The 22,110-nt window shown below is 64.9% G+C and carries 17 protein-coding genes; 11 read left to right on the forward strand and 6 right to left on the reverse strand.

Annotation, left to right across the window (positions count from 1 at the left end):
- Positions 1-7: 7 nt before the first annotated feature.
- From ccoN to CAP2UW1_RS12660, 3 genes are all read right to left on the reverse strand, one after another.
- Positions 8-1,435, reverse strand: coding sequence for a cytochrome-c oxidase, cbb3-type subunit I (gene ccoN / locus CAP2UW1_RS12650; RefSeq protein WP_015767008.1), 1,428 nt, complete (start codon positions 1,433-1,435; stop codon positions 8-10).
- Between the two features lie 296 nt (positions 1,436-1,731).
- Positions 1,732-1,977, reverse strand: coding sequence for a cbb3-type cytochrome oxidase assembly protein CcoS (ccoS, locus tag CAP2UW1_RS12655; protein WP_049778669.1), 246 nt, complete (start codon positions 1,975-1,977; stop codon positions 1,732-1,734).
- Between the two features lie 6 nt (positions 1,978-1,983).
- Complete coding sequence (locus CAP2UW1_RS12660) at positions 1,984-4,434, reverse strand: heavy metal translocating P-type ATPase (protein ID WP_015767010.1); 2,451 nt, start codon at positions 4,432-4,434, stop codon at positions 1,984-1,986.
- Between the two features lie 203 nt (positions 4,435-4,637).
- Here CAP2UW1_RS12660 and CAP2UW1_RS12665 point away from each other — a divergent pair, with 203 nt between their 5' ends.
- From CAP2UW1_RS12665 to CAP2UW1_RS12690, 6 genes are all read left to right on the forward strand, one after another.
- Complete coding sequence (locus CAP2UW1_RS12665) at positions 4,638-5,561, forward strand: bifunctional riboflavin kinase/FAD synthetase (protein ID WP_015767011.1); 924 nt, start codon at positions 4,638-4,640, stop codon at positions 5,559-5,561.
- 8 nt (positions 5,562-5,569) lie between these two features.
- Positions 5,570-8,398: an isoleucine--tRNA ligase gene (ileS, locus tag CAP2UW1_RS12670; protein WP_015767012.1), complete on the forward strand. Its 2,829-nt coding sequence runs from the start codon at positions 5,570-5,572 to the stop codon at positions 8,396-8,398.
- Entirely contained in the window at positions 8,385-8,897 is a 513-nt protein-coding gene (gene lspA, locus CAP2UW1_RS12675; protein WP_015767013.1) for a signal peptidase II, read from the forward strand. Before ileS ends, lspA begins: the two co-directional genes overlap by 14 nt.
- A gap of 46 nt (positions 8,898-8,943) precedes the next feature.
- Positions 8,944-9,399 (forward strand): FKBP-type peptidyl-prolyl cis-trans isomerase, encoded by a 456-nt coding sequence (locus tag CAP2UW1_RS12680; protein WP_015767014.1) that lies wholly within the window; start codon positions 8,944-8,946, stop codon positions 9,397-9,399.
- Between the two features lie 10 nt (positions 9,400-9,409).
- Positions 9,410-10,333, forward strand: coding sequence for a 4-hydroxy-3-methylbut-2-enyl diphosphate reductase (gene ispH / locus CAP2UW1_RS12685; protein ID WP_015767015.1), 924 nt, complete (start codon positions 9,410-9,412; stop codon positions 10,331-10,333).
- 153 nt (positions 10,334-10,486) lie between these two features.
- Positions 10,487-10,825, forward strand: a complete 339-nt coding sequence (locus CAP2UW1_RS12690; protein WP_015767016.1) for a cupin domain-containing protein — start codon at positions 10,487-10,489, stop codon at positions 10,823-10,825.
- Positions 10,826-10,865: 40 nt separating this feature from the next.
- On the opposite strand, the gene CAP2UW1_RS12695 is transcribed toward CAP2UW1_RS12690, so the two are convergent.
- Positions 10,866-13,082: a YgiQ family radical SAM protein gene (locus CAP2UW1_RS12695; protein ID WP_015767017.1), complete on the reverse strand. Its 2,217-nt coding sequence runs from the start codon at positions 13,080-13,082 to the stop codon at positions 10,866-10,868.
- A gap of 322 nt (positions 13,083-13,404) precedes the next feature.
- On the opposite strand from CAP2UW1_RS12695, the gene CAP2UW1_RS12700 reads away from it, so the two are divergent.
- From CAP2UW1_RS12700 to dut, 5 genes are all read left to right on the forward strand, one after another.
- The gene (locus CAP2UW1_RS12700; RefSeq protein ID WP_015767018.1) at positions 13,405-14,097 is read left to right on the forward strand and encodes a GntR family transcriptional regulator; all 693 of its coding nucleotides are present in this window, start codon (positions 13,405-13,407) and stop codon (positions 14,095-14,097) included.
- The gene (locus tag CAP2UW1_RS12705) at positions 14,094-15,191 is read left to right on the forward strand and encodes a branched-chain amino acid ABC transporter substrate-binding protein (RefSeq protein WP_015767019.1); all 1,098 of its coding nucleotides are present in this window, start codon (positions 14,094-14,096) and stop codon (positions 15,189-15,191) included. The genes CAP2UW1_RS12700 and CAP2UW1_RS12705 overlap by 4 nt, the downstream gene beginning before the upstream one ends.
- Positions 15,192-15,323: 132 nt before the next feature.
- The gene (putA, locus tag CAP2UW1_RS12710) at positions 15,324-18,467 is read left to right on the forward strand and encodes a bifunctional proline dehydrogenase/L-glutamate gamma-semialdehyde dehydrogenase PutA (RefSeq protein ID WP_015767020.1); all 3,144 of its coding nucleotides are present in this window, start codon (positions 15,324-15,326) and stop codon (positions 18,465-18,467) included.
- 66 nt (positions 18,468-18,533) lie between these two features.
- Complete coding sequence (gene coaBC, locus CAP2UW1_RS12715; RefSeq protein ID WP_015767021.1) at positions 18,534-19,751, forward strand: bifunctional phosphopantothenoylcysteine decarboxylase/phosphopantothenate--cysteine ligase CoaBC; 1,218 nt, start codon at positions 18,534-18,536, stop codon at positions 19,749-19,751.
- On the forward strand, positions 19,727-20,188 hold the full coding sequence (gene dut / locus CAP2UW1_RS12720) for a dUTP diphosphatase (RefSeq protein WP_015767022.1): 462 nt from the start codon (positions 19,727-19,729) through the stop codon (positions 20,186-20,188). Before coaBC ends, dut begins: the two co-directional genes overlap by 25 nt.
- Before the next feature lie 61 nt (positions 20,189-20,249).
- Here the strand turns inward: dut and CAP2UW1_RS12725 are convergent, their stop codons facing one another.
- Together CAP2UW1_RS12725 and CAP2UW1_RS12730 are read right to left on the reverse strand one after the other, a co-directional pair.
- Positions 20,250-20,753 (reverse strand): disulfide bond formation protein B, encoded by a 504-nt coding sequence (locus tag CAP2UW1_RS12725; protein ID WP_015767023.1) that lies wholly within the window; start codon positions 20,751-20,753, stop codon positions 20,250-20,252.
- Positions 20,754-20,765: 12 nt separating this feature from the next.
- Entirely contained in the window at positions 20,766-21,929 is a 1,164-nt protein-coding gene (locus CAP2UW1_RS12730; RefSeq protein ID WP_015767024.1) for a DesA family fatty acid desaturase, read from the reverse strand.
- Positions 21,930-22,110 lie beyond the last annotated feature (181 nt).

Here is a 22,110-nt window from a genome sequence, read left to right on the forward strand (position 1 = left end):
ATTCCCCTCAGGCGTGGTGTGCAGCAGGTTGCAGCACCAGCGCGTCATCGACCGTACGGCCGCCGGCAATCGTCTTGACCATGTTGTAGGCCATGATCAACATGCCGACCAGGAAGAGAACGCCACCGAGGAAACGAATCGCCCAGAACGGATACGAAGCCTTCACCGATTCGACAAAACTGTAGGTCAGCGTACCGTCCAGATTGACCGCGCGCCACATCAGGCCCTGCATCACACCGGCAATCCACATCGAGGCGATATAGAGAACGACGCCGATCGTCGCCACCCAGAAGTGCACCGTGATCAACTTGACACTGAACATCTCCGGCTTGCCGAACAGACGCGGCAACAGGTAGTAGATCGAACCGATCGAAACCATCGCCACCCAGCCCAAGGCACCCGAATGCACGTGTCCGACCGTCCAGTCCGTGTAGTGGGACAAGGCGTTGACCGTCTTGATCGCCATCATCGGACCTTCGAAGGTCGACATGCCGTAAAAGGACAGCGACGTGATCAGGAACTTGAGGATCGGATCATCGCGCAGCTTGTGCCAAGCGCCCGAGAGCGTCATCACACCGTTGATCATGCCGCCCCACGAGGGAGCAAGGAGAATCAGCGAGAACAGCATGCCCACCGACTGGGTCCAGTCGGGCAACGCGGTGTAGTGCAGATGGTGCGGGCCGGCCCACATGTAGGTGAAGATGAGCGCCCAGAAGTGCACGACCGACAGGCGGTACGAATACACTGGCCGCCCGGCCTGCTTCGGGACGAAGTAATACATCATGCCGAGAAAGCCCGCGGTGAGGAAGAAGCCGACCGCGTTGTGGCCGTACCACCACTGAACCATCGCGTCCTGAACGCCGGCATAGGCCGAGTAGGACTTGGTCAAGGAAACCGGAATCTCGGCGCTGTTGACGACGTGCAGCAAGGCAACGGCAAGGATGAACCCCCCGTAGAACCAATTCGCCACGTAGATGTGACTGACCTTGCGCTTGGCGATGGTGCCGAAAAAAACGACCGCGTAGGCCACCCAGACCACGGTGATCAGGATGTCGATCGGCCACTCGAGTTCGGCGTACTCCTTTCCCGAGGTGAAACCCAGCGGCAGGGTGATGGCGGCCAGGATGATGACCAGTTGCCAGCCCCAGAACGTGAAGGCCGCCAGGCCATCGGAGAAGATCCGCGTGTGACAGGTCCGTTGGACTACATAGTAAGAGGTGGCGAACAAGGCGCTGCCACCGAAGGCAAATATCACCGCGTTCGTGTGCAGGGGACGCAAACGCCCGAAATGCAGCCAGCCCAGATTCAGCTCTGGCCAGACCAGTTGGGCGGCGATGATCACGCCAACCAGCATTCCGACAATCCCCCAGATTACGGTCATCACGGCAAACTGCCGCACCACCTTGTAGTTGTATGTTGACTGAGTTACCGACATGGACTCACCTCTTTCTTGACCAAAAAACCGGCTTTCACCGCCCCGAATGCCCTTGCTGCGACCACTGACTTTGAGGATGGTATTCTAACCCGCGAGGGCTCAATTTGACACAGATCAAGCTCGCCCGCGGTGACGGCACCCTGACTGCGCGCAAAAAAACGGGTGCGTCGAAACGCACCCGAACCCCAACAGAGAAACACCTCACCAGAGCCGAGACCTGCGCGCGGATGCCGCGGCATCGGCGCATTCATTGCGTGAAATTATCGCAGAGCTCAGGGAGAAACTCTTGACCTGAGTCAAGAGCCGCTTCGATTCGTGACCGGAGATCCGTCGCCGGCGTGCTCTGCCTGTGCGTCCGGTGACTTGTCCGGAGCGTCGTCGGCCGGCGATACCGGGCGTGACCTGTCGTCGTCCATCAGGATGCGATAGGCTGGCCCCTCGAGATCGTCAAACTGCCCATTGCGCAGCGACCACCAGAACGCGATACCGATCAGGAAGACCAGAACGACCGAGATCGGAATCAGCAGGTAAAGGGTTTCCATCATCGCTCAGTTCCCTTCCGTTTTCTGCAGCCGTAGCGAGTTTGCGACGACCAGCAAGGAACTCCCGGACATGCCGATACCGGCCATCCACGGTGTGATGAAGCCACTCATGGCCAGCGGCAGCGCTACCAGATTGTAGGCGAAGGACCACATCAGGTTCTGTCGGAGCACACGCAAGGCACGACGGGCGACGAAAACGCCGCGCCGCAGGTGATCGAGGTTCTCCGAGAGCAGAACCAGATCGGCCTGCGTGCGCGCCAACTGCGAGCCCCCACCCATGGCCACCGAGACCTGCGCCTGTGCCAGCACCGGCGCATCGTTCACGCCATCGCCGACCATCGCCACGACGGCGCCGCTCGCCTGCAGGCGGCGCACGTAATCGCGCTTGGCCTGTGGTGACGCCTCCGCCTGCACCTCATCTATCCCCAGCGCCAGCGCGACGCGACGGGCAGCCGGCGCCGCGTCACCGGTGAGCAAGGTCACCTGCTGGCCGGACGCCTGCAGCGCGGCGACCATCACGGCTGCCTCCGGTCGCAGATCGTCGCCGATGCGAAACAGCGCGACCCAGCCTGCCTCGTCGCCAAGAGCGATCACCGTATCGCCAACGGCAAGCATCGCCTGTCCCGCTTCCGGCAAGGATTTTCCGTGCAAGGCCTGTACATAGTCGGGTCGGCCAAGGCGAACGCCACGACCACCATGGAGCCCGCTTATTCCGCAGCCCGGCTCATTGATCAGTGAGGTGACAGCCGGTCGATCATCACCGATGGCCGCGTCCCGCAAGGCGGCACCGATCGGATGCTCCGATGCCTGCTCGAGAGCGGCCGCCAGTGCCAGACTCTCGTTCGGGTCGAGTGCGCCGAGCGGCAGCACGGCAAGCAACTGCATACGGCCGCTGGTAAGCGTACCGGTCTTGTCGAAAACGAAGTGAGTGGCGCGTGCCAGCGTCTCGACCGCATGGCTACGCGTCACCAGCAGGCCGGCCTTCGCCATCGCCCCGCTGGCCACGGTGAGTGCCACCGGCGTCGCCAGTGACAAGGCGCAGGGGCAGGTGACGACCAGAACCGACACCGTGATCCAGAGCGCCTGCCCGGGATCGATGAACGACCAGCTAACGGCCACCGCCGCCGCCAGGATCAGAAGAGCAATGATGAAGCGGCCGGCGATCCGGTCAGCGAGTTCGACGATCCGCGGCTTCTCGCCCGCCGCACGCTCCATGAGGCGGACGATCGCCGACAGTCGCGTTCCCTCGCCAACCTGCACGACCTGGACCAGCAATGGACTTTCGATGTTGACGGAGCCGCCGGTAACCGCCGCTCCCGGGCGCTTGCTGACCGGCGCGCTCTCGCCGGTCAGCAGGGCCTCGTTGGTGCAGCTCTCCCCCTCAAGCACCTCTCCGTCGGCCGGGATAGTCTCGCCGGGCCGCACCACAACGACGTCGCCACGGCGCAGGTCGGCGGCCATGACCTGCTCGATCTCGCGGCTGGCCGGATACGCAGGCACGCGCTCGGCAACTGCCGGCATCAATCGGGCCAACGCTTCGGTGACGCTGACGGCGCGTTGGCGCGCCGTCATTTCCAGGAAGCGGCCGCTGAGCAGGAAGAAAACGAACATCGTCACCGAATCGAAATAGACCTCGCCACCGCCGACAAGGGTCGCCCACACGCTGGCCGCAAAGGCGGCGCCGATTCCCAGAGCAACCGGCACATCCATGCCGACACGGCGCAGCCGCAAGTCGCGCCACGCATTGCCGAAGAACGGCGCCGCCGAATAGAAGATTACCGGCAGCGTCAGCGCCAGGCTCGCCCAGCGCATCAACTGCTCGACCTCCGGCGTCATTTCGCCGGCGCCCGCCAGATACACCGGCACCGCGTACATCATCACCTGCATCATGCCGAAGCCGGCGACAAAAACCCGCCAGAGCGCGCTCCGCCGCTCCCGGCGCGCCAGAGCCTCGCTGCGTGCCGCATCGTACGGGTAGGCGCGATAGCCGATCGCAGCGATCGCCGCCAGGATGTCGGACAGCTTGATGCGCCGCTCGTCCCAGCGCACGCGGGCACGCCGCGTCGCATAGTTGATGTCCACCGCAGTGACCCCGGCGAGTTGCGACAGATGCTGCTCGTTGAGCCAGATGCAGGCGGAACAGGTGATCCCTTCGAGGATCAATGCCGCCTCGCGCTCGCTGCCACCCTCCCCGACGAGACGCACGAAGCTCTTCTGGAAATCCGCGTGATCGTACAGTTGCAGGCGATCGACAATCGCCGGAAGCGCCTCGCGCGGCGAGTCCGGCAGAGCGTCACGATTTCGGTAGTACTCCGCCAATCCATTCGCGACGATCGCCTGCGCCACCGCCTGACAACCGCCACAGCACATCGCACGTGGCTTGCCGTCGATACTCACCGCGAGATCGACGCCGTTCGGTACCGCCTGACCGCAATGGTAGCAATTGTCGATGTTCATCGCTGGAGCATACAGGGAAAACGCAAGATGCCGACTGGTCCCTGCTGAGCCAGACGGCACAGCAAGCGCAGGGAAGGTGTTGTCCGCGGCGCCATCTGAACACGCCCGCAGCCTCGGCAGAAGGTCGGGACGCGCGCGACACCGGTCGGCACCGCACAAAGCCGGTTATAATCGCATGTTTTGTCCGTCCCCTCTACCCTCCGATGCTCGTCTATCGCGGTTTTGCACAGACAGCGCCCAGTGCCACAGTACTCACCATAGGCAACTTCGATGGCGTACATCTCGGCCATCGGGCGTTGCTCGCGCGCCTGACGGCCGCTGCAGCCAAGGCCGGCCTGCCGGCCGCAGTCCTCACGTTCGAGCCGCACCCGCGCGAATTCTTCGCTCCGCATTCGCCGCCATCGCGCCTCTCCACGTTGCGTGAAAAGCTGGAACTGATCGCTGACGACGGAGTCGATCTGGCATACGTCTGCCACTTCAACGCCCGCTTCGCGGCCTTCGCCCCGGAGGAATTCATCGAACGTGTGCTGGTCGGTGCCCTGCGCGTACGCCATCTGATCGTCGGCGACGACTTTCGTTTCGGTGCCCGACGCGCCGGCAACTTCGCCCTGCTGCGCGAGGCCGGTGCCCACCTTGGCTTTCAGGTCGAAGCCATGGAGAGCGTGACGCTCAACGGCGAGCGTGCTTCAAGCTCGGCGGTTCGTGACGCACTCCAGGAAGGCCGGCTCGAACACGCCGCCCGCCTGCTCGGCCGGCCTTACTCGATCGACGGCCGCGTCGTGCACGGCGACAAGATCGGCCGTCAACTGGGGTTCGCGACGGCCAACATCCGCATCAAGCACGAGCGCCCACCGCTGCAAGGAGTGTTCGCGGTCGAAGTCAAGGGACTGCCCGGTGGACCGCACCGCGGCGCCGCCAACCTCGGCTACCGCCCGAGCGCCAATCAGGTTGTGCGCCCACTGCTCGAGGTGCACCTGTTCGATTTCTCTGCCGACATTTATGGCGCCCATCTGAACGTCCGCTTCCTGCACAAGCTGCGCGACGAAGTGAAGTTTCCCGACTTCAACGCCCTGAAAGCGCAGATCGCCAGCGACGTCGAAGCGGCGAAAGCCTACTTCCAGTTGTGAGAACCGCCATGGCCGACTACAAGAAAACCCTCAATCTGACTGACACGCCATTTCCCATGCGCGGAGACCTCGCCAGACGCGAACCGCGCTGGGTTGCCGCCTGGCAGGAGAGCAACGTCTACGAGAGTATCCGCGCGGCCTCGCAAGGCCGCCCGCGTTTCGTTCTCCACGACGGTCCGCCCTACGCCAATGGCGACATTCACATCGGCCACGCGGTCAACAAAATCCTCAAGGACATCATCGTTCGTTCGAAGACGCTGGCCGGTTTCGACGCGCCCTACGTCCCGGGGTGGGATTGTCACGGCCTGCCGATCGAACACCAGATCGAGAAGCGGCACGGCAAGCACGTCCCCGCCGACCGTGTGCGTGAGCTGTGCCGCGCTTTCGCCGCCGAGCAGATCGAGCGTCAGAAGAAGGACTTCATCCGCCTCGGTGTCCTCGGTGACTGGGGACGGCCCTACCTGACGATGGATTTCCGGACGGAGGCCAACGAAATCCGCACGCTGGGCAGGATTCTGGACAAAGGCTACCTCTACCAGGGCCTCAAACCCGTCAACTGGTGCCTCGATTGCCGTTCGGCACTCGCCGAAGCCGAGGTCGAGTACGAAGACAAGAGTTCGGTGGCCATCGACGTCGCCTTCGAGGTGCATCCCAATCACGCCGACAAGCTGGCCAGGGCGTTCGGCCTGACGCACCTGCGCGGCCCGGCCTTCGCCGTGATCTGGACCACTACCCCCTGGACCTTGCCGGCCAACGAGGCGGTCAGTGCCCATCCCGACTTCGACTACGACCTGGTCGACACCGCGAAAGGCGCGCTGATCCTCGTTCGCGAGTTGACCGAAGCGTGCCTGCAGCGTTACGCACTGACGGGTCGGGTACTCGGTTCGGCGAAAGGTGGCGCGCTCGAACATGTCCTGCTCAAGCATCCCTTTCAAGCGCGCGATGTGGCGATCATCTGCGGCCGCCATGTAACGCTCGAGGCGGGAACGGGACTGGTGCACACGGCGCCGGCGCATGGCACCGACGACTACCTGATCGGCAAGATCTACGGTCTGCCGGTCAACAACCCGGTCGGCGACGACGGCACTTTCGTCACCGGGACGCCGGCGCTGACCGTCGGCGAACTCGCCGGACGAAGCGTCTGGGACGCCAACCCGCTGGTCGTCGAGGAACTCGCGGCGAGCGGCCACCTGCTCAACACCGAGAAGATCCAGCACAGCTACCCGCATTGCTGGCGGCACAAGACGCCGATCATCTTTCGCGCCACGACGCAGTGGTTCGTCGGCATGGAGCAGCGTGCGACCTCGCCAGACGACGTGCCGACACCCACCAATGACGAGGCACCCAGCTTGCGCTGGTGCGCCGAACGGGCGGTAGACGAAACGCAGTTCTTCCCGACCTGGGGCCGTGCGCGCCTCGAAGCGATGATCAGGACTCGCCCCGACTGGTGCGTCTCGCGCCAGCGCAACTGGGGAGTTCCACTCCCCTTCTTCCTGCATCGCGAAACCGCGGCCCTGCATCCGCGCACCCCGGAGCTGATCGAGGCCGTCGCCAAGCGCGTCGAAGTGGCCGGCATCGAAGCCTGGTTCGCCCTCGAGGCGAGCGAACTACTCGGCGCCGATGCCGAGCACTACCGCAAGATGAGCGACACGCTCGACGTCTGGTTCGACTCGGGCGCCACACACGCAAGCGTCCTGCGCGGCTCGCACCGCGACGAACTGGCGTATCCGGCCGATCTCTATCTCGAAGGTTCGGACCAGCATCGCGGCTGGTTCCAGAGCTCCCTGTTGATCGGCTGCGCCATGGACGGCCGTGCCCCATACAAGGCACTGCTGACGCACGGCTTCGTGGTCGACGGCAAGGGCCTGAAGATGTCGAAGTCCAAGGGCAACGTGATTGCCCCGCAGAAGATTGCCGACACGCTCGGCGCCGATATTCTCCGTCTGTGGGTGGCGGCTACCGACTACTCGGGCGAGTTGTCGATCTCCGACGAGATTCTCAAGCGCGTCGTCGAAGCCTACCGCCGGATCCGCAATACGCTGCGCTTCCTGCTTGCCAACACGGCCGACTTCGACGCGACGCGCGACATGCTCGAAGTCGAGCACTGGCTGGAAATCGACCGTTATGCACTGGCCATGACACGGCAACTGCAGGCGCAATGCGAAGCCGACTACGACAGGTTCGAGTTCCACCGCGTCGTCCAGTCGCTGCAGACCTTCTGTTCCGAGGATCTCGGCGGCTTCTACCTCGACATCCTCAAGGACCGGCTGTACACCACAGCGGCCGCTTCCACCGCACGCCGCTCGGCGCAGAGCGCGCTTTGGCACATCCTGCAATGCTTCATCAAGTTGATGGCGCCGATTCTCTGCTTCACCGCCGAGGAGATCTGGCAACTGCAGAGTGACGACAGCGGAGAGTCGATCATGTTGCAGACCTGGCAGCCGCTACCGGAGCCGGCCGGTGAAGGCGATCTACTCGACAAATGGCGCAAGATTCGCGGCTATCGTGCGGAGGTCATGCGAGCACTCGAGGATCTCCGCATCGCCGGCCAGATCGGCTCGTCGCTGCAGGCCGAGGTTCGCCTGCATTGCGGCGGCGAGAAGCACCGCATCCTGGCGTCGCTCGCTGACGACCTGCGCTTTGTCCTCATCTGCTCGCGGACGGTGCTCGTCGATGACGCCCACGAGCAACTGTTCTGCGCCGCGCTGCCGCACGCCAAGTGCGAGCGCTGCTGGCACGTACGCGACGACATCGGCGCACACCCCGACCATCCCGGCCTCTGCCAGCGCTGTATCAGCAACCTCTACGGGGAGGGTGAAACGCGTGCCTTCGCGTAAGGTCGACCGCTGGCTCTGGCTGGCCGGCATCGTCATCGTTCTCGACCAGCTGAGCAAGTGGCTGGTGCTTGCCTCGATGCAACCTGGCGAGACGATCTACGTCGCTCCCTTCTTCAACTGGGTGCTGACCTTCAACCCCGGCGCCGCGTTCAGCTTCCTGTCCGACGCCGGCGGCTGGCAGCGCTGGTTCTTCACCATCCTGGCACTCGGCGTCGCGGCGTGGATCGTCAGTATCCTGCCCCGGCACAGTGCGGAGTTCCGACTTTCGCTGGCGCTGACACTGATCCTCGGCGGCGCGCTTGGCAACGTCATCGACCGCCTGCGCTTCGGCGCCGTGGTCGACTTCATTCAATGGCATGCCGCCGGCTTCTACTGGCCGGCCTTCAACGTGGCCGACTCGGCGATCTGCATAGGCGCCGTGTTGATGGCCTGGGACCAGTTCGCCGCCAGACCTGCCCGGCACGATCTCGGTCGCCCTGGCGCGGGGGAACAGTCGTGAGCCGCCACCGCCCCGGCCCCCGGTTCATTGCGGTACGGAGAAGCGCATGACGCCTGCCCCCACCGGCAACCCCGCGACGGTCGCCGCCGACAGCTACCTGACCTTGCACTACCGCCTTGCCGACCTCGATGGTACCGAGCATGTCAGCACCTTCGACCTGTCCCCGGCGACCCTGCAGATGGGCAGCGGTCAACTCGCCGAAACACTCGAAGGCTGCCTCATCGGACTGGCGACCGGCGAACGCCATGTCTTCGAACTGGCCGCGGACAAGGCCTTTGGCCCGCACAACCCACGGCTCGTCGAACGCATCGCGCGTAGCGCCCTGCCTCCGGAAATCGACCTCGAGGTCAACTCGCTGATCGAGTTCAGCTCACCCGGCAGCACCGGCGGCTTCGCCGGCTTCCTGCGCGAGCTCAGCGAGACCAGTGCCCTCTTCGACTTCAACCATCCGCTTGCCGGCAAGCCGGTCCGCTTCGAGGTCGAAGTCATCGCCATCATGTGAAGGCCAGCCCATGCAAATACTTCTCGCCAACCCGCGCGGCTTCTGCGCCGGCGTCGAACGGGCCATCGCCATCGTCGAGCGTGCCATCGAAACACAGGGCGCACCGATCTACGTGCGCCACGAGGTCGTGCACAACCAGTTCGTCTGCGACAATCTGCGCGCCAAGGGCGCCATCTTCGTCAGCGAACTTGCCGAGGTGCCTGCCGGCAGCACCGTGATCTTCAGCGCCCACGGCGTCTCCAAGAACGTGCAAGACGAGGCGACCGCGCGCGGCCTGAAGGTCTTTGACGCTACCTGCCCGCTGGTCACCAAGGTGCACGTCGAAGTCGCCCGAATGCGCAAGGACGGCCGCGAGATCGTGATGATCGGCCACAGGGGGCATCCGGAAGTCGAGGGAACCATGGGTCAGAGCGCCGAGGGCATGTATCTCGTCGAGACCGTTGCCGACGCCAGGCACCTCATCGTCAGGTCCCCTGCCCGGTTAGCCTACGTCACCCAGACCACGCTGTCGGTGGACGACGCGGCGCAGGTGGTCGCGGCCTTGAAGGAGAGGTTTCCTCAAATCATCGGCCCAAAGAAGGATGACATCTGCTACGCCACCCAGAACCGCCAGGACGCGGTCAAGGAACTGGCCAGGCACAGCGATGTCGTGCTCGTCGTCGGCAGCCAGTCAAGCTCCAACTCGAACCGGCTGCGCGAAGTCGCCGAGCTGATCGGCGCCCGCGCCTACCTCGTCGATCGGGCCGAGGAGATCGACCCGGCCTGGATTGCAGGCGCGACCCGCGTTGGCGTCACTGCCGGCGCCTCGGCACCGGAGATCCTGGTCGAAAACGTGGCTAATCGCCTGTCGGGCGGCGACAGCAGGCAAGTCGCCCAACTTGATGGCGCCGAGGAAAACGTGACCTTCGCCCTGCCGCGCGAACTGCAGCCCTGACCGTCGGCGGACGGCCGGCCGAACGCCGGCCGTGATACCAAAGGCGTAGAAAGCCCGACAAGCCTGAGGGGTATCCGGCGGAGGCACTGCCGGCCGCCTCAGCACACCCGGCTGGGTCACGCACGCAGCCTGCCCGGGTTATGATTCCGCCCGATGGATAACCTGTTCGCCAGACTGCCGCCGTCCAGCGCGCCCGAGGAGGAGTTCCGGCAATTGCTGGCTCAGCCGGGTCTCCGGATCGAACGTATCGTCTCCACGGGTCAGGCCAGTCCGCCGGGCTTCTGGTACGACCAGCCGCAGGGCGAATGGGTGCTGCTCGTCCAGGGAGAAGCCGGCCTGCGTTTCGCGGATGAGCCGCAAGCCCGCCACCTGAAGGCCGGCGACTACGTCGACATCGCACCGCATCGTCGGCACCGCGTGGACTGGACCAGCGACGATCCGGTAACGGTCTGGCTTGCCGTTCACTACCAATTGCCACCGGTCGCCGGCTGAGCCCGCGCATGCGCTTGCGGCCAGCGACCCTCGCGAACGGTCAGCGCTTCCGCGTGGCGGCCGCTGACCTCGGCATCCGGGTCGCTGCGCTCGCTGTCGGACGCCGCTGCGCTTGCGGATCGCGCGCCACGCGTGCGGCAAGCCCGGTCCCCGGTGGCTGAAACGCGGGAATCAGTTGCTTCTTGCCGCTGCCGATGAGATCGGCCCGTCCCATCTGCCTGAGCGCTTCCCGCAGCAGCGGCCAGTTGTTGGGGTCGTGATAACGCAGGAAAGCCTTGTGCAGGCGGCGCTGCCGGCCCGTGCGGACGGTCTCGACCGTCTCGGAAGCGCGGCCGACCTTCTTCAGCGGATTCCTGCGCGTGTGATACATCGCCGTGGCAATCGCCATCGGCGTCGGCAGAAACGTCTGCACCTGATCGAGACGAAAACCGTTGCGCTTGAGCCACAGCGCCAGATTGAGCATGTCCTCGTCGGTCGTTCCGGGATGCGCGGCGATGAAGTACGGGATCAGGTATTGTTCCTTGCCCGCTTCTTTCGAGAACTTCTCGAACATCGCCTTGAACTGGTCGTAGGAACCCATGCCGGGTTTCATCATGTGCGCCAGTGGCCCGTCCTCGGTATGCTCGGGAGCGATCTTGAGGTAGCCACCGACGTGATGGGTGACCAACTCCTTGACATACTGGGGATCGCGCACTGCCAGGTCGTAGCGCAGGCCCGAACTGATCAGCACCTTCTTCACCCCCGGCAGTGCCCGCGCCTTGCGGTAGAGCTGGACCAACGGCGTATGGTCGGTATTCAGGTTCTCGCAGATGCCCGGGAAGACGCACGACAGGCGCCGGCACGAGGACTCGATCGTTGGGTCCTTGCACGCCAGGCGATACATGTTGGCCGTCGGGCCACCGAGATCCGAAATGACGCCGGTGAAGCCCGGCGTCTTGTCGCGGATTTCCTCGATCTCGTGCAGGATCGACTGCTCGGAGCGGCTCTGGATGATTCGCCCCTCGTGCTCGGTGATCGAGCAGAAAGTGCAGCCGCCGAAGCAGCCGCGCATGATGTTGACCGAGAAGCGGATCATCTCGAAGGCCGGAATCTTCGCTTCGCCGTACGATGGATGCGGCCGGCGCTGGAAGGGCGCGGCGAAGACGCCGTCCATTTCCGGCGTGCTGAGCGGGATCGGCGGCGGGTTGAGCCAGACGTCGCGCTCGCCGTGCGCCTGGATCAGCGCCCGCGCATTGCCGGGGTTGGACTCGATGTGGAAGGTGCGCGAAGCGTGCGCATAGAGCACGGGGTCGGCGGCAACCTGCTCGTAGGCAGGCAGGCGAATCGCCGTGCGCGCCCGGTCCAGCCTGGGCATCCGTTGATGCGACTGGAACTCGACGCGAATCACCTGCGCTCGCGCCTCGCCCTGCCGCGCCTGCGGGCTCGCCGGCGGCGCACCACAGGCCGCCTCCTTGCCAATCTCGGCGGTCATCGCATAGGGATCCGGGTGGCGGACCAGCGGCCCGGGCGTATCGACCGCGGAAGAATCGATTTCGGCCCAGCCGCTGTCGGGCAGCCAGCCGCGCGCGACCATGAACGCCGTCCCGCGCAGGTCGCGGATGTCGGCGATCCTTTCGCCGGCGGCAAGACGGTGCGCGAGCTCGACGACGGCCCGCTCGGCACTGCCGAAGATCAGGAGATCGGCTTTCGAATCGGGCAACACCGAGCGGCGAACCTTGTCCGACCAGTAGTCATAATGCGCAATCCGCCGCAGGCTGGCTTCGATCGAACCGATCACCACATTGGCGCCGGGAAAAGCCTCCCGGCAGCGCTGCGCGTAGACGACGACGGCACGATCGGGTCGTTTGTTCGGCTCGCCGTTGGGTGTGTAGGCATCGTCGGAACGCGGCTTGCGATCGGCCGTGTAGCGATTCACCATCGAATCCATGTTGCCGGCGGTGACGCCGAAGAACAGGTTCGGCCTGCCGAGCGTCCGGAAGTCCTTCGCCGACAGCCAGTCAGGCTGGCTGATGATGCCGACGCGAAAACCCTGTGCCTCGAGCAGTCGCCCGACCAGCGCCATGCCGAAGCTCGGGTGATCGATGTAGGCGTCGCCGGTGACCAGGATGATGTCGCAGGAGTCCCAGCCCAGTTCATCCATTTCGGCACGCGACATCGGCAGAAACGGCGCGATGCCGAAGCGATTGGCCCAGTACTTGCGGTACGAGAAGAGATTCCTGGGGACCCCGGGGCACGCCCTGCTGCTCTGTGTATTCATGGGGTCGGGATTCTACAGGAAGCGCCGAGGCCGCCCGGCCACCCCGCGAATGTCGTCAGGGCAATCGCCGCGATGCCAAGCTCGTCGACCCTCGAAAACAGAGACCGTAGCCCGGATGGAGTGCAACGGAATCCGGGGAGCAAGGCGGTGCGCGAGGCCATCCTTCCCTGGATTCCGTTGCACTCCATCCAGGCTACGCCTACGCCCCTACGTCCCTTGCCGGGGCAGATTGCTGCACTGCAGCTTGCCACGAGCGGAATCTGTCTGTATGGTCGCGGCCTGCAACATATATCGTATACGATATTCGGATCTGCCATTGACGATGCCCTCGGCCCTTGAACTGATCTCCGCCCAGAAGGTGCCACGCCTCAGCGCGTCGGATCATGTCGCACAGACGCTCAAGAAGGCGATCGTCGACGGCCTCCTGCCGGCCGGGGAAGTGCTCCGGCAGGACGAGATCGCTGGCCATTTCCATGTCAGCAAGATCCCGGTTCGCGAAGCGCTCAAGCACCTCGAGGCAAAAGGCCTGGTGACCTTTCTGCGCAACCGGGGCGCCGTCGTCGCCTCGCTTTCGGCGGACGAGATCGACGAGTACATGGAGATTCGGGCGATGCTCGAGGCCCGCGCGGCGCGCCTGTCCGTACCGCTGATCAGCGAGCAGACGATCGAAGTGGCACGCCAGCATCTCGACGCCTTCGGACAGGCCACCGACGCCGGTCGCTGGGGCGAGTTGAACTGGCTGTTCCATTCGACGCTCTACGCAGCGGCGGGACGACCGATCCTGCTCGCCGAAATCCGCTCCCTCTACAACAAGGTCGAGCGCTATGTGCGGGCGCTCCTGTCCGTTACCACCGAAATGCCCAAGACCCAGCACGAACATACCGAGATCCTCGGTGCGTTTGTCCGCCGGGACCCCGACGCGGCGGCAGAACTCACTCGGGCACACGTGCTCGATGCGGGTGCGTCACTTGTCAGTTACCTTAACGACCACCGTAGCAAAGGAGGAAACAAATGAGCAAACGTATCCTGGCAGCCGGCTTCAGCCTGCTCGCCCTGGCCGCAGCCAACGCCTGGGCCGATCATCCCGTGGCCATCGCCGGACCGATGACCGGCCAGTACGCCTCGGCGGGCGACCAGATCAAGAAGGGCGCCGAGATGGCCATCACCGACATCAACGCCAAGGGTGGCGTGCTCGGCCAGAAGTTGAAACTCGAAATCGGTGACGACGCCTGCGATCCGAAGCAGGCCGTCGCGGTTGCCAACACGATGGTGAACAAGAAGATCGTGTTCATGCACGGCCACTGGTGTTCGTCATCGACGATCCCGGCGTCCGACGTGTACAACGAGGCGCAGATCCCGATGGTCACCGTGTCGACCAACCCGAAGGTCACCGACCGCGGCCTGAAGAACATTTTCGCCATCGCCGGTCGTGACGACCAGCAGGGACAAGTGGCCGGCGCCTACCTCGCCGAGAACTTCAAGGGCAAGAAGATTGCCGTCGTCGACGACAAGAGCGCTTACGGCAAGGGTCTCGCCGACGAAGTCGCCAAGGCGATGGAGGCCAAGGGCGCCAAGCCGGCGCTGCGCGAGTCGATCACCGCCGGTGAGAAGGATTACTCCGGCCTGGTCAGCAAGCTCAAGTCGGCCCGCGTCGAAGTGATGGCCTTCGGCGGCTACCACACGGAAGTCGCGCTGATCCTGCGCCAGGCGCAGCAGGCCGGGCTGAAGCTCACGATCATGGGCGGCGACACGATGTCCAACTCCGAACTGGCGACCGCCGCCGGCGCGCAGGCCAACAACGTGCTGTTCACCTTCGGCCCGGACGCCCGCAAGAACCCGAGCGCCGCCGCGGTGGTGAAGAAGTTCCACGATGCCAAGATCGAGCCGGAAGGCTACGTCCTCTACGCCTATGCCGCCTTCCAGCTCTTCGATCAGGCCGCCGTCAAGGCCAAGAGCACGAAGTACGGCGACCTCGAAAAAGCGCTGCGCAGCGGCACCTTCGACACCGTCATCGGCAAGATCTCGTTCGACGCCAATGGCAACAGCTCGGCTCCCGCCTTCGTTGTGTACCAGTGGAAGGACGGCAAGTACGACTACGTGAAGAAGTAGTCGCCGGGCACACCGGGCGGCAGGCGTCGCCCGGTGTGCCCACGACCGCGAAGTCCTGTCCGCCAGCGGACGAACATTTCAAGTACCCTGCGCGACACCCCGTGTCGACGCCCATTCGGATTGGAAGGCAGCATGAACGTCGCCAATACCCATGCCTTACGCCAACGTCTGCGGGATTATCACCGAATCGACGAAGCCGCGGTCGTCGATGACCTGATCGATCTGGCCCGCTTCAGCCATGCCGAACAGGAGGGAGTCCAGCAACGCGCCACTCCGCTGGTACAGACGGTGCGTGACAGCCGCCTGAATACCGGCGGCATCGACGCCTTCCTAGTCACCTACGACCTCTCGTCACGCGAAGGTGTTGTCCTGATGTGCCTCGCCGAAGCGTTGCTGCGCATTCCGGACGCGGAGACCGTCGATCGCCTGATTCGCGACAAGATCGGCAGCACCGAGTGGGAAAAGCGCCTCGGCGCCTCGCACAGCACCTTCGTCAACGCCGGCACCTGGGCGCTGATGCTCACTGGCCGCATCGTCAATCTCGACAACGACGACCGCAACCTGCGCGGCACCTTCAAGCGCCTGGTCGCGCGCGCCGGTGAACCGGTCATCCGCCAGGCGGTAACCACCGCGATGCGCATCCTCGGCAAGCAGTTCGTGATGGGACGCGACATCCACGAGGCGCTCGAGCGTGCGCGCAGCGCCGAGGAGGCCGGCTACCGCCACTCCTACGACATGCTCGGCGAATCGGCCCGCACCGGTGCCGACGCGCTGCGCTATTTCGAGTCCTACAGCAAGGCCATCGCCGCCATCGGCAAGGCAGCGACCGGCCGGCCAGCTTTCGACGCGCCGTCGATCTCGATCAAGCTCTCGGCGCTGCACCCACGCTATGAAGTCGCCAACGAGGCGCGCGTTCGCCACGAACTGCTGCCGGCGGTGAAGGCGCTGGCGCTGCGCGCCAAGGCGCGCAACGTCGGCTTCACGATCGACGCCGAGGAAGCCGATCGGCTGGAACTATCGCTCGACCTGATCGAGGCGCTGGCCATCGACCCCGAACTTGCCGGCTGGAACGGCCTCGGGCTCGCCGTCCAGGCCTACCAAAAACGCGCGCTGCCGGTCATCGACTGGCTCGCCGACCTGGCGCACCGCGCCAACCGGCGACTTATGGTCCGCCTGTGCAAAGGCGCCTATTGGGACGCCGAAATCAAGATGGCGCAGGAGCGCGGACTCTCCGACTACCCCGTGTTTACGCGCAAGGTGTCGAGCGACGTCTCGTACCTGGCCTGCGCCAGACGCCTCTTCGCCGACCCGGCGGCTTTCTACCCGGCGTTCGCCACGCACAACGCGCACACGCTGGCCGCCGTTGCCGAGATCGCCGTCAGCGCCGGCGGCAGCGACGAATGGGAGTACCAACGGCTGCACGGAATGGGCGAAGAGCTGTACGACCAGATCGTCGGCGAGAACAAGTGGGGCCGCGCCTGCCGCGTCTACGCACCTGTCGGCAGTCACGAAGATCTGCTCAGCTACCTGGTGCGCCGACTACTCGAGAACGGCGCCAACTCGTCGTTCGTCAATCGCATTGCCGACGCCACGCTGCCGATCGCCGCGCTGATCGCCGACCCCGTTGAAAGAGCAGCCGCGCTGGCCAGCAAACGTCAGGCGCGCATTCCCCTGCCGCGCGACCTCTTCGGTGCCGAACGCGCCAACAGCGAAGGACTGGACATGAACGACAAACCTATTCTCGAAGACCTGCGCAGCGCCATCATGGAGAGCGCCCGCGTCAGTTACGTCGCCGCACCGTTGATCGGCGGCAAGCCGCGCGGCGGCGCCGGCAAGCCGGTGCTGTCGCCCGCCGATCAGCGCGAAGTCGTCGGTCAGGTGATCGAGGCCAGCATCGCCGACGTCGGCGACGCCATGGCCACCGCGCAGGCGGCCTTCCCGGCCTGGGAAGGCACCCCCGCAAGTGAGCGAGCGGCCGCGCTGGACAGCGCCGCCGAGCGCATGCAGGGGCGCTTGCCGGAACTGGTCGCGCTGATCGTCCGCGAAGGTGGCCGGACGCAGGCCGACGCCGTCTCCGAGGTGCGCGAAGCCATCGATTTCTGTCGTTACTACGCCGCACAGGCGCGTGAGAAATTCTCCGAGCCGATCCTCCTGCCTGGTCCCACCGGCGAGCGCAACAGTCTGTCGCTGCACGGCCGCGGGGTCTTCGTCTGCATCAGCCCATGGAATTTTCCGCTGGCCATCTTCGTCGGCCAGATCGCCGCGGCGCTGGCCGCCGGCAACTGTGTGGTCGCCAAGCCGGCCGAGCAAACGCCCCTGGTCGCCGCGCTGGCGGTCGACCTGCTGCACATGGCCGGCATCCCCGCCGCTGCGCTGGCCTTTCTGCCCGGCGACGGCCGCATCGGCGCGGCGATGGTCGCCGCCCGCGAGTGTGCTGGCGTCGCTTTCACCGGATCGACCGAGGTCGCCCGCATCATCGCGCGCAGCCTGGCTGACAAGGATGGCCCGATCGTGCCGCTGATCGCCGAAACCGGCGGGCAGAACGCGCTGATCGCCGATTCGTCGGCGCTGCCCGAACAGATCGTCCGCGATGTCGTGGCCTCGGCGTTCAATTCGGCCGGACAACGCTGCTCGGCGCTGCGCGTGCTCTTCATCCAGTCCGACATCGCCGACAAGGTCGAGGAGATGCTCGCCGGAGCGATGCAGGAGCTGCGCGTCGGCACCCCGAGCGAGATCGCCACCGATGTCGGCCCGGTCATCGACGAGGCCGCGCGCGGCATCCTGGCAGCGCACTCCCGCTGGCTCGACAGCTTTGCGACGTCTATCCACACCTGTTCGCTCGACGAGCAGGCGACCGCGCACGGCACCTTCTTCGCGCCGCGTGCCTACGAGATCGACAGCCTGTCGCGACTCGAACGCGAAGTCTTCGGGCCCATCCTGCACATCATTCGCTGGCGGGCGGAGGATCTCGATCAGGTATGCGACACCATCGCCAACACCGGCTACGGCCTGACGCTCGGCATCCACAGCCGCATCGACGAAACGATCAGGCGCATCACCAGCCGCCTGCACGTCGGCAATACCTACGTCAACCGCAACGTCATCGGCGCCGTCGTCGGCGTCCAGCCTTTCGGCGGCGAGGGGCTTTCCGGTACCGGTCCGAAGGCCGGCGGGCCGCACTATCTGTATCGTTTCGCCAGCGAGCGCACGCTCTCGGTCGACACCACGGCAGCCGGGGGCAATGCCGGGCTGATGGCGCTCGACGCAGGCGACTGAGGGAGATCCGGGAGTAGAATGCTGCCGCAGTTTCACATTCTCACCAACGACTGAAGAGCAGCGCTCATGGAGCTCGCAGGAAAACGCATCGTCCTCGGCATCACCGGCGGCATCGCCGCGTACAAGGCCGCCGAACTGGTCCGGCTGCTGATCAAGGAAGGCGCCTCGGTGCACGTCGTGATGAGCGAGGCGGCGACGCATTTCGTCACGCCGGTCACCTTCCAGGCACTCTCCGGAAAACTCGTGTTCACCGACCAGTGGGACCCGCGGGTGGCCAACAACATGGCGCACATCGACCTGTCGCGTGAAGCCGACGCGCTACTGGTCGCGCCGGCCTCGGCCGACTTTCTCGCCAAACTGGCGGGCGGCCTGGCCGATGATCTGCTGACGACGCTGGTCCTGGCGCGTGACTGCCCACTACTGGTCGCTCCGGCCATGAACCGCCAGATGTGGGAGAACCCGGCGACGCGGCGCAACATCGCCGTCTTGCGCAGCGACGGCGTCAGTGTCATCGGTCCGGCCTGTGGCGACCAGGCTTGCGGCGAGACCGGTCCCGGCCGCATGCTCGAGCCCGAGGAAATCGTCGACGAAACGATCGCCCACTTCCAGCCGCAGCTGCTGGCCGGCAAGCGCCTGCTGCTGACCGCCGGGCCGACCTTCGAGGCGATCGACCCGGTGCGCGGCATCACCAACCTGTCGTCGGGCAAGATGGGCTACGCCATCGCCCGTGCGGCGCGCGAGGCAGGAGCACAGGTGACGCTGGTTTCCGGTCCGGTCAGCCTGCCCTGCCCGCGCGGCGTCACCCGCATCAGCGTCACCAGCGCCTTGCAGATGCACGCCGCCGTTCTCGGCCAGGTTGCGGATAACGACGTTTTCGTTGCCGTCGCGGCCGTCGCCGACTATCGACCGGCCGAACCGCTCGACCAGAAGATCAAGAAGGCCGCCCAGGCTGCCCCACCGGCGATCGAACTGGTGCAGAATCCCGACATCCTCGGCGAGATCGCCGCGCTACCGGCGCCGCCGCTCTGCGTCGGCTTCGCTGCAGAAAGCGAGAAGCTGGCCGAGTACGCGGAGAGCAAGCGGCGCAGCAAGAAGATTCCACTGATCGTCGGCAACCTGATCCATGACGGCTTTGGCGGTGACGACAACCGGCTGGTCCTCTTCGACGACGAAGGCCAGCACGCGCTGCCGGTCGCGCCCAAGATTGATCTGGCGCGCCACCTCGTGGCGCACATCGCCGCCCTGCTCGAGAAACGTCAATGCACGCCAGCCAGCACCGGATAGACGTCAAGCTGCTCGACGCGCGTCTGCGCGACCAGCCTCCGCACTACGCGACCGCCGGCGCGGCAGGCCTGGACCTGCGCGCCTGCATCGCCACTCCGATGGACATTCAGCCGGGGGAAACGGTATTGATTCCCACCGGTATGGCGATTCATCTCGCCGACCCGGGCCTTGCCGCCATGATCCTGCCGCGCTCCGGCCTGGGCCACAAACATGGAATCGTGCTCGGCAATCTGGTTGGGCTGATCGACTCCGACTATCAGGGCGAGATCATGGTGTCCACCTGGAATCGCGGTCAGCGTCCCTTCACCCTGCAGCCGCTCGATCGACTGGCGCAACTGGTGATCGTCCCCGTATTGCAGGCGTCCTTCAACATCGTCGACGACTTCGCCGCCAGCGCACGCGGTGACGGCGGTTTCGGCAGCACCGGACAGTCATGAAACCGGCGCCCGCGCGTGGCGGCGCGAACGAAACCCCGACGACGAGTTACACGATCACCGGCTAAGCGGCACGAACGCCAGCGGCGGCCGGCTTGGCCAGCATTGACCCGGCAACGATGGCAAAGGCCAGAAAACACAGACCGGACCAGTTGGCCATCGACAGGCCGAGAAACATCCAGTCCTTGCTCGAGCAGAAGCCAGTGGCCATGAACACGGCTGGCCAGAGAACGCCGAACCAGTCGACGATCTGTTCGATCAGCGTCGGTTCACCAAAACCGCACTCCATGCTCGCCGTGGGAAAATACTGCAGCCAGCTCTGGTAACCGGCAGTCGCCAGCCCGCCCACCGCGGTCAGGCCAAGCAGCGCCGCCCACAGGCGTCCCCAGCCGGGAAGCAACGCGCCGACCACCGCCAGACAACCGATCAGCAAATACAGTAGCCGCTGAAAGATGCACAGTGGACATGGTTGCAGATTCATTACTTCCCCGATCAGCAAGCCGGCTGCAGTCAGGCCAAACGCCGCCAGCGCCACCAGGCCAAAGCGGGCACGCAGCGAGAGATGCATCAAGCCGCGCGATCAGGCCAGCGCATAGCTGCGCAAGCGCATCGACAGTTCCTGCAGTTGCCGAACTCCCGAGTTCTCGGCACGCTCGCACCAGTCCTGCAGAGCCTGCAGCAGTTGCTCGCGCGACGCATTCGAACGTTCCCAGACCGCTGCCAGTTCCTGGCGCATGGCGTAAGCCGTTTCGAGTGCCCGACTCTCGCCGAGCAGCGATTCCAGCCGTCCGCGCATTTCCTGCGGCACGGCACCGGCGTCGGCGGCCAGCCAGCGCTTGAGGCCCTTGAAGCGATTGCCGTCCTGCAATCTGTCGAGTTCTTCGCGATAGACCTGCTTGAGCGACTTGGCATAGCGCGAAAGGACGTCGTAACGGTTGGCGATCACCGCCTGCAAAGTGTCGAAATCCACCACCGGGCGCAGGGTGCCGAGTCGCGGCCGGGGCGCCACCTTCTTGATATGCGCCAGGCGCAGCGCCGCCAGGATGCGGATGTAGAGCCAACCGACGTCGAATTCGTACCAGCGGTTCGACAATCTCGCCGACGTGGCGAAGGTGTGATGGTTGTTGTGCAGTTCCTCGCCGCCGATGAGGATTCCCCAGGGGAAGAGGTTGGTGCTGGCGTCGGGGGAATTGAAGTTGCGGTAGCCCCAGAAATGGCCGAGACCGTTGATCACCCCGGCCGCCCAGAACGGAATCCAGAGCATCTGCACCAGCCAGATCAGCACCCCTGGAAACACGCCGAAGATCGCCACGTCGATGGCCAGCATGATCACGATACCGAGCTTGTGCCATGGCGAGTACAGATGATTCTCGAGCCAGTCGTCCGGCGTCCCCCGACCGTAGCGCTGCAGGGTGTCACCGTTCCTGGCCTCCTTGACGTAAAGGAAGACGCCACCCCAGAGCACCCGGTTGATGCCGAAAACCTGCGGGCTGTGCGGATCCTCGGCAGTCTCGCACTTGGCGTGATGCTTGCGGTGGATGGCCGCCCACTCCTTGGTCACCATCCCGGTGCTCAGCCACAGCCAGAGGCGGAAAAAATGCGCGACCAGCGGATGCAGATCCAGGGCACGGTGCGCCTGATGACGGTGCAGAAAAATGGTCACCGCAGCAATGGTCACGTGCGTCAGAGCCAGTGTGGTCAATACGTATGCCCACCAGGGCCAATCGACTATTCCCGCGTACATTGCTTGTCCTCAAGAGATCGAGCCCGCGATTCTAAGGCAATAGCACGCACGCGCCAATTGCGGATTTGCCGACGCACGAGAGTTCAGCGCCAGAGAAGGCTGCAGTACTGGCAACCTGCCCGCCGCCACGCGCTGCGGCAGAAACTCGGTGAGATCGAGATCGTCGCGCTCGCGGTTGCCG

Source organism: Candidatus Accumulibacter phosphatis (assembly GCF_000024165.1).
GTDB lineage: Bacteria > Pseudomonadota > Gammaproteobacteria > Burkholderiales > Rhodocyclaceae > Accumulibacter > Accumulibacter phosphatis.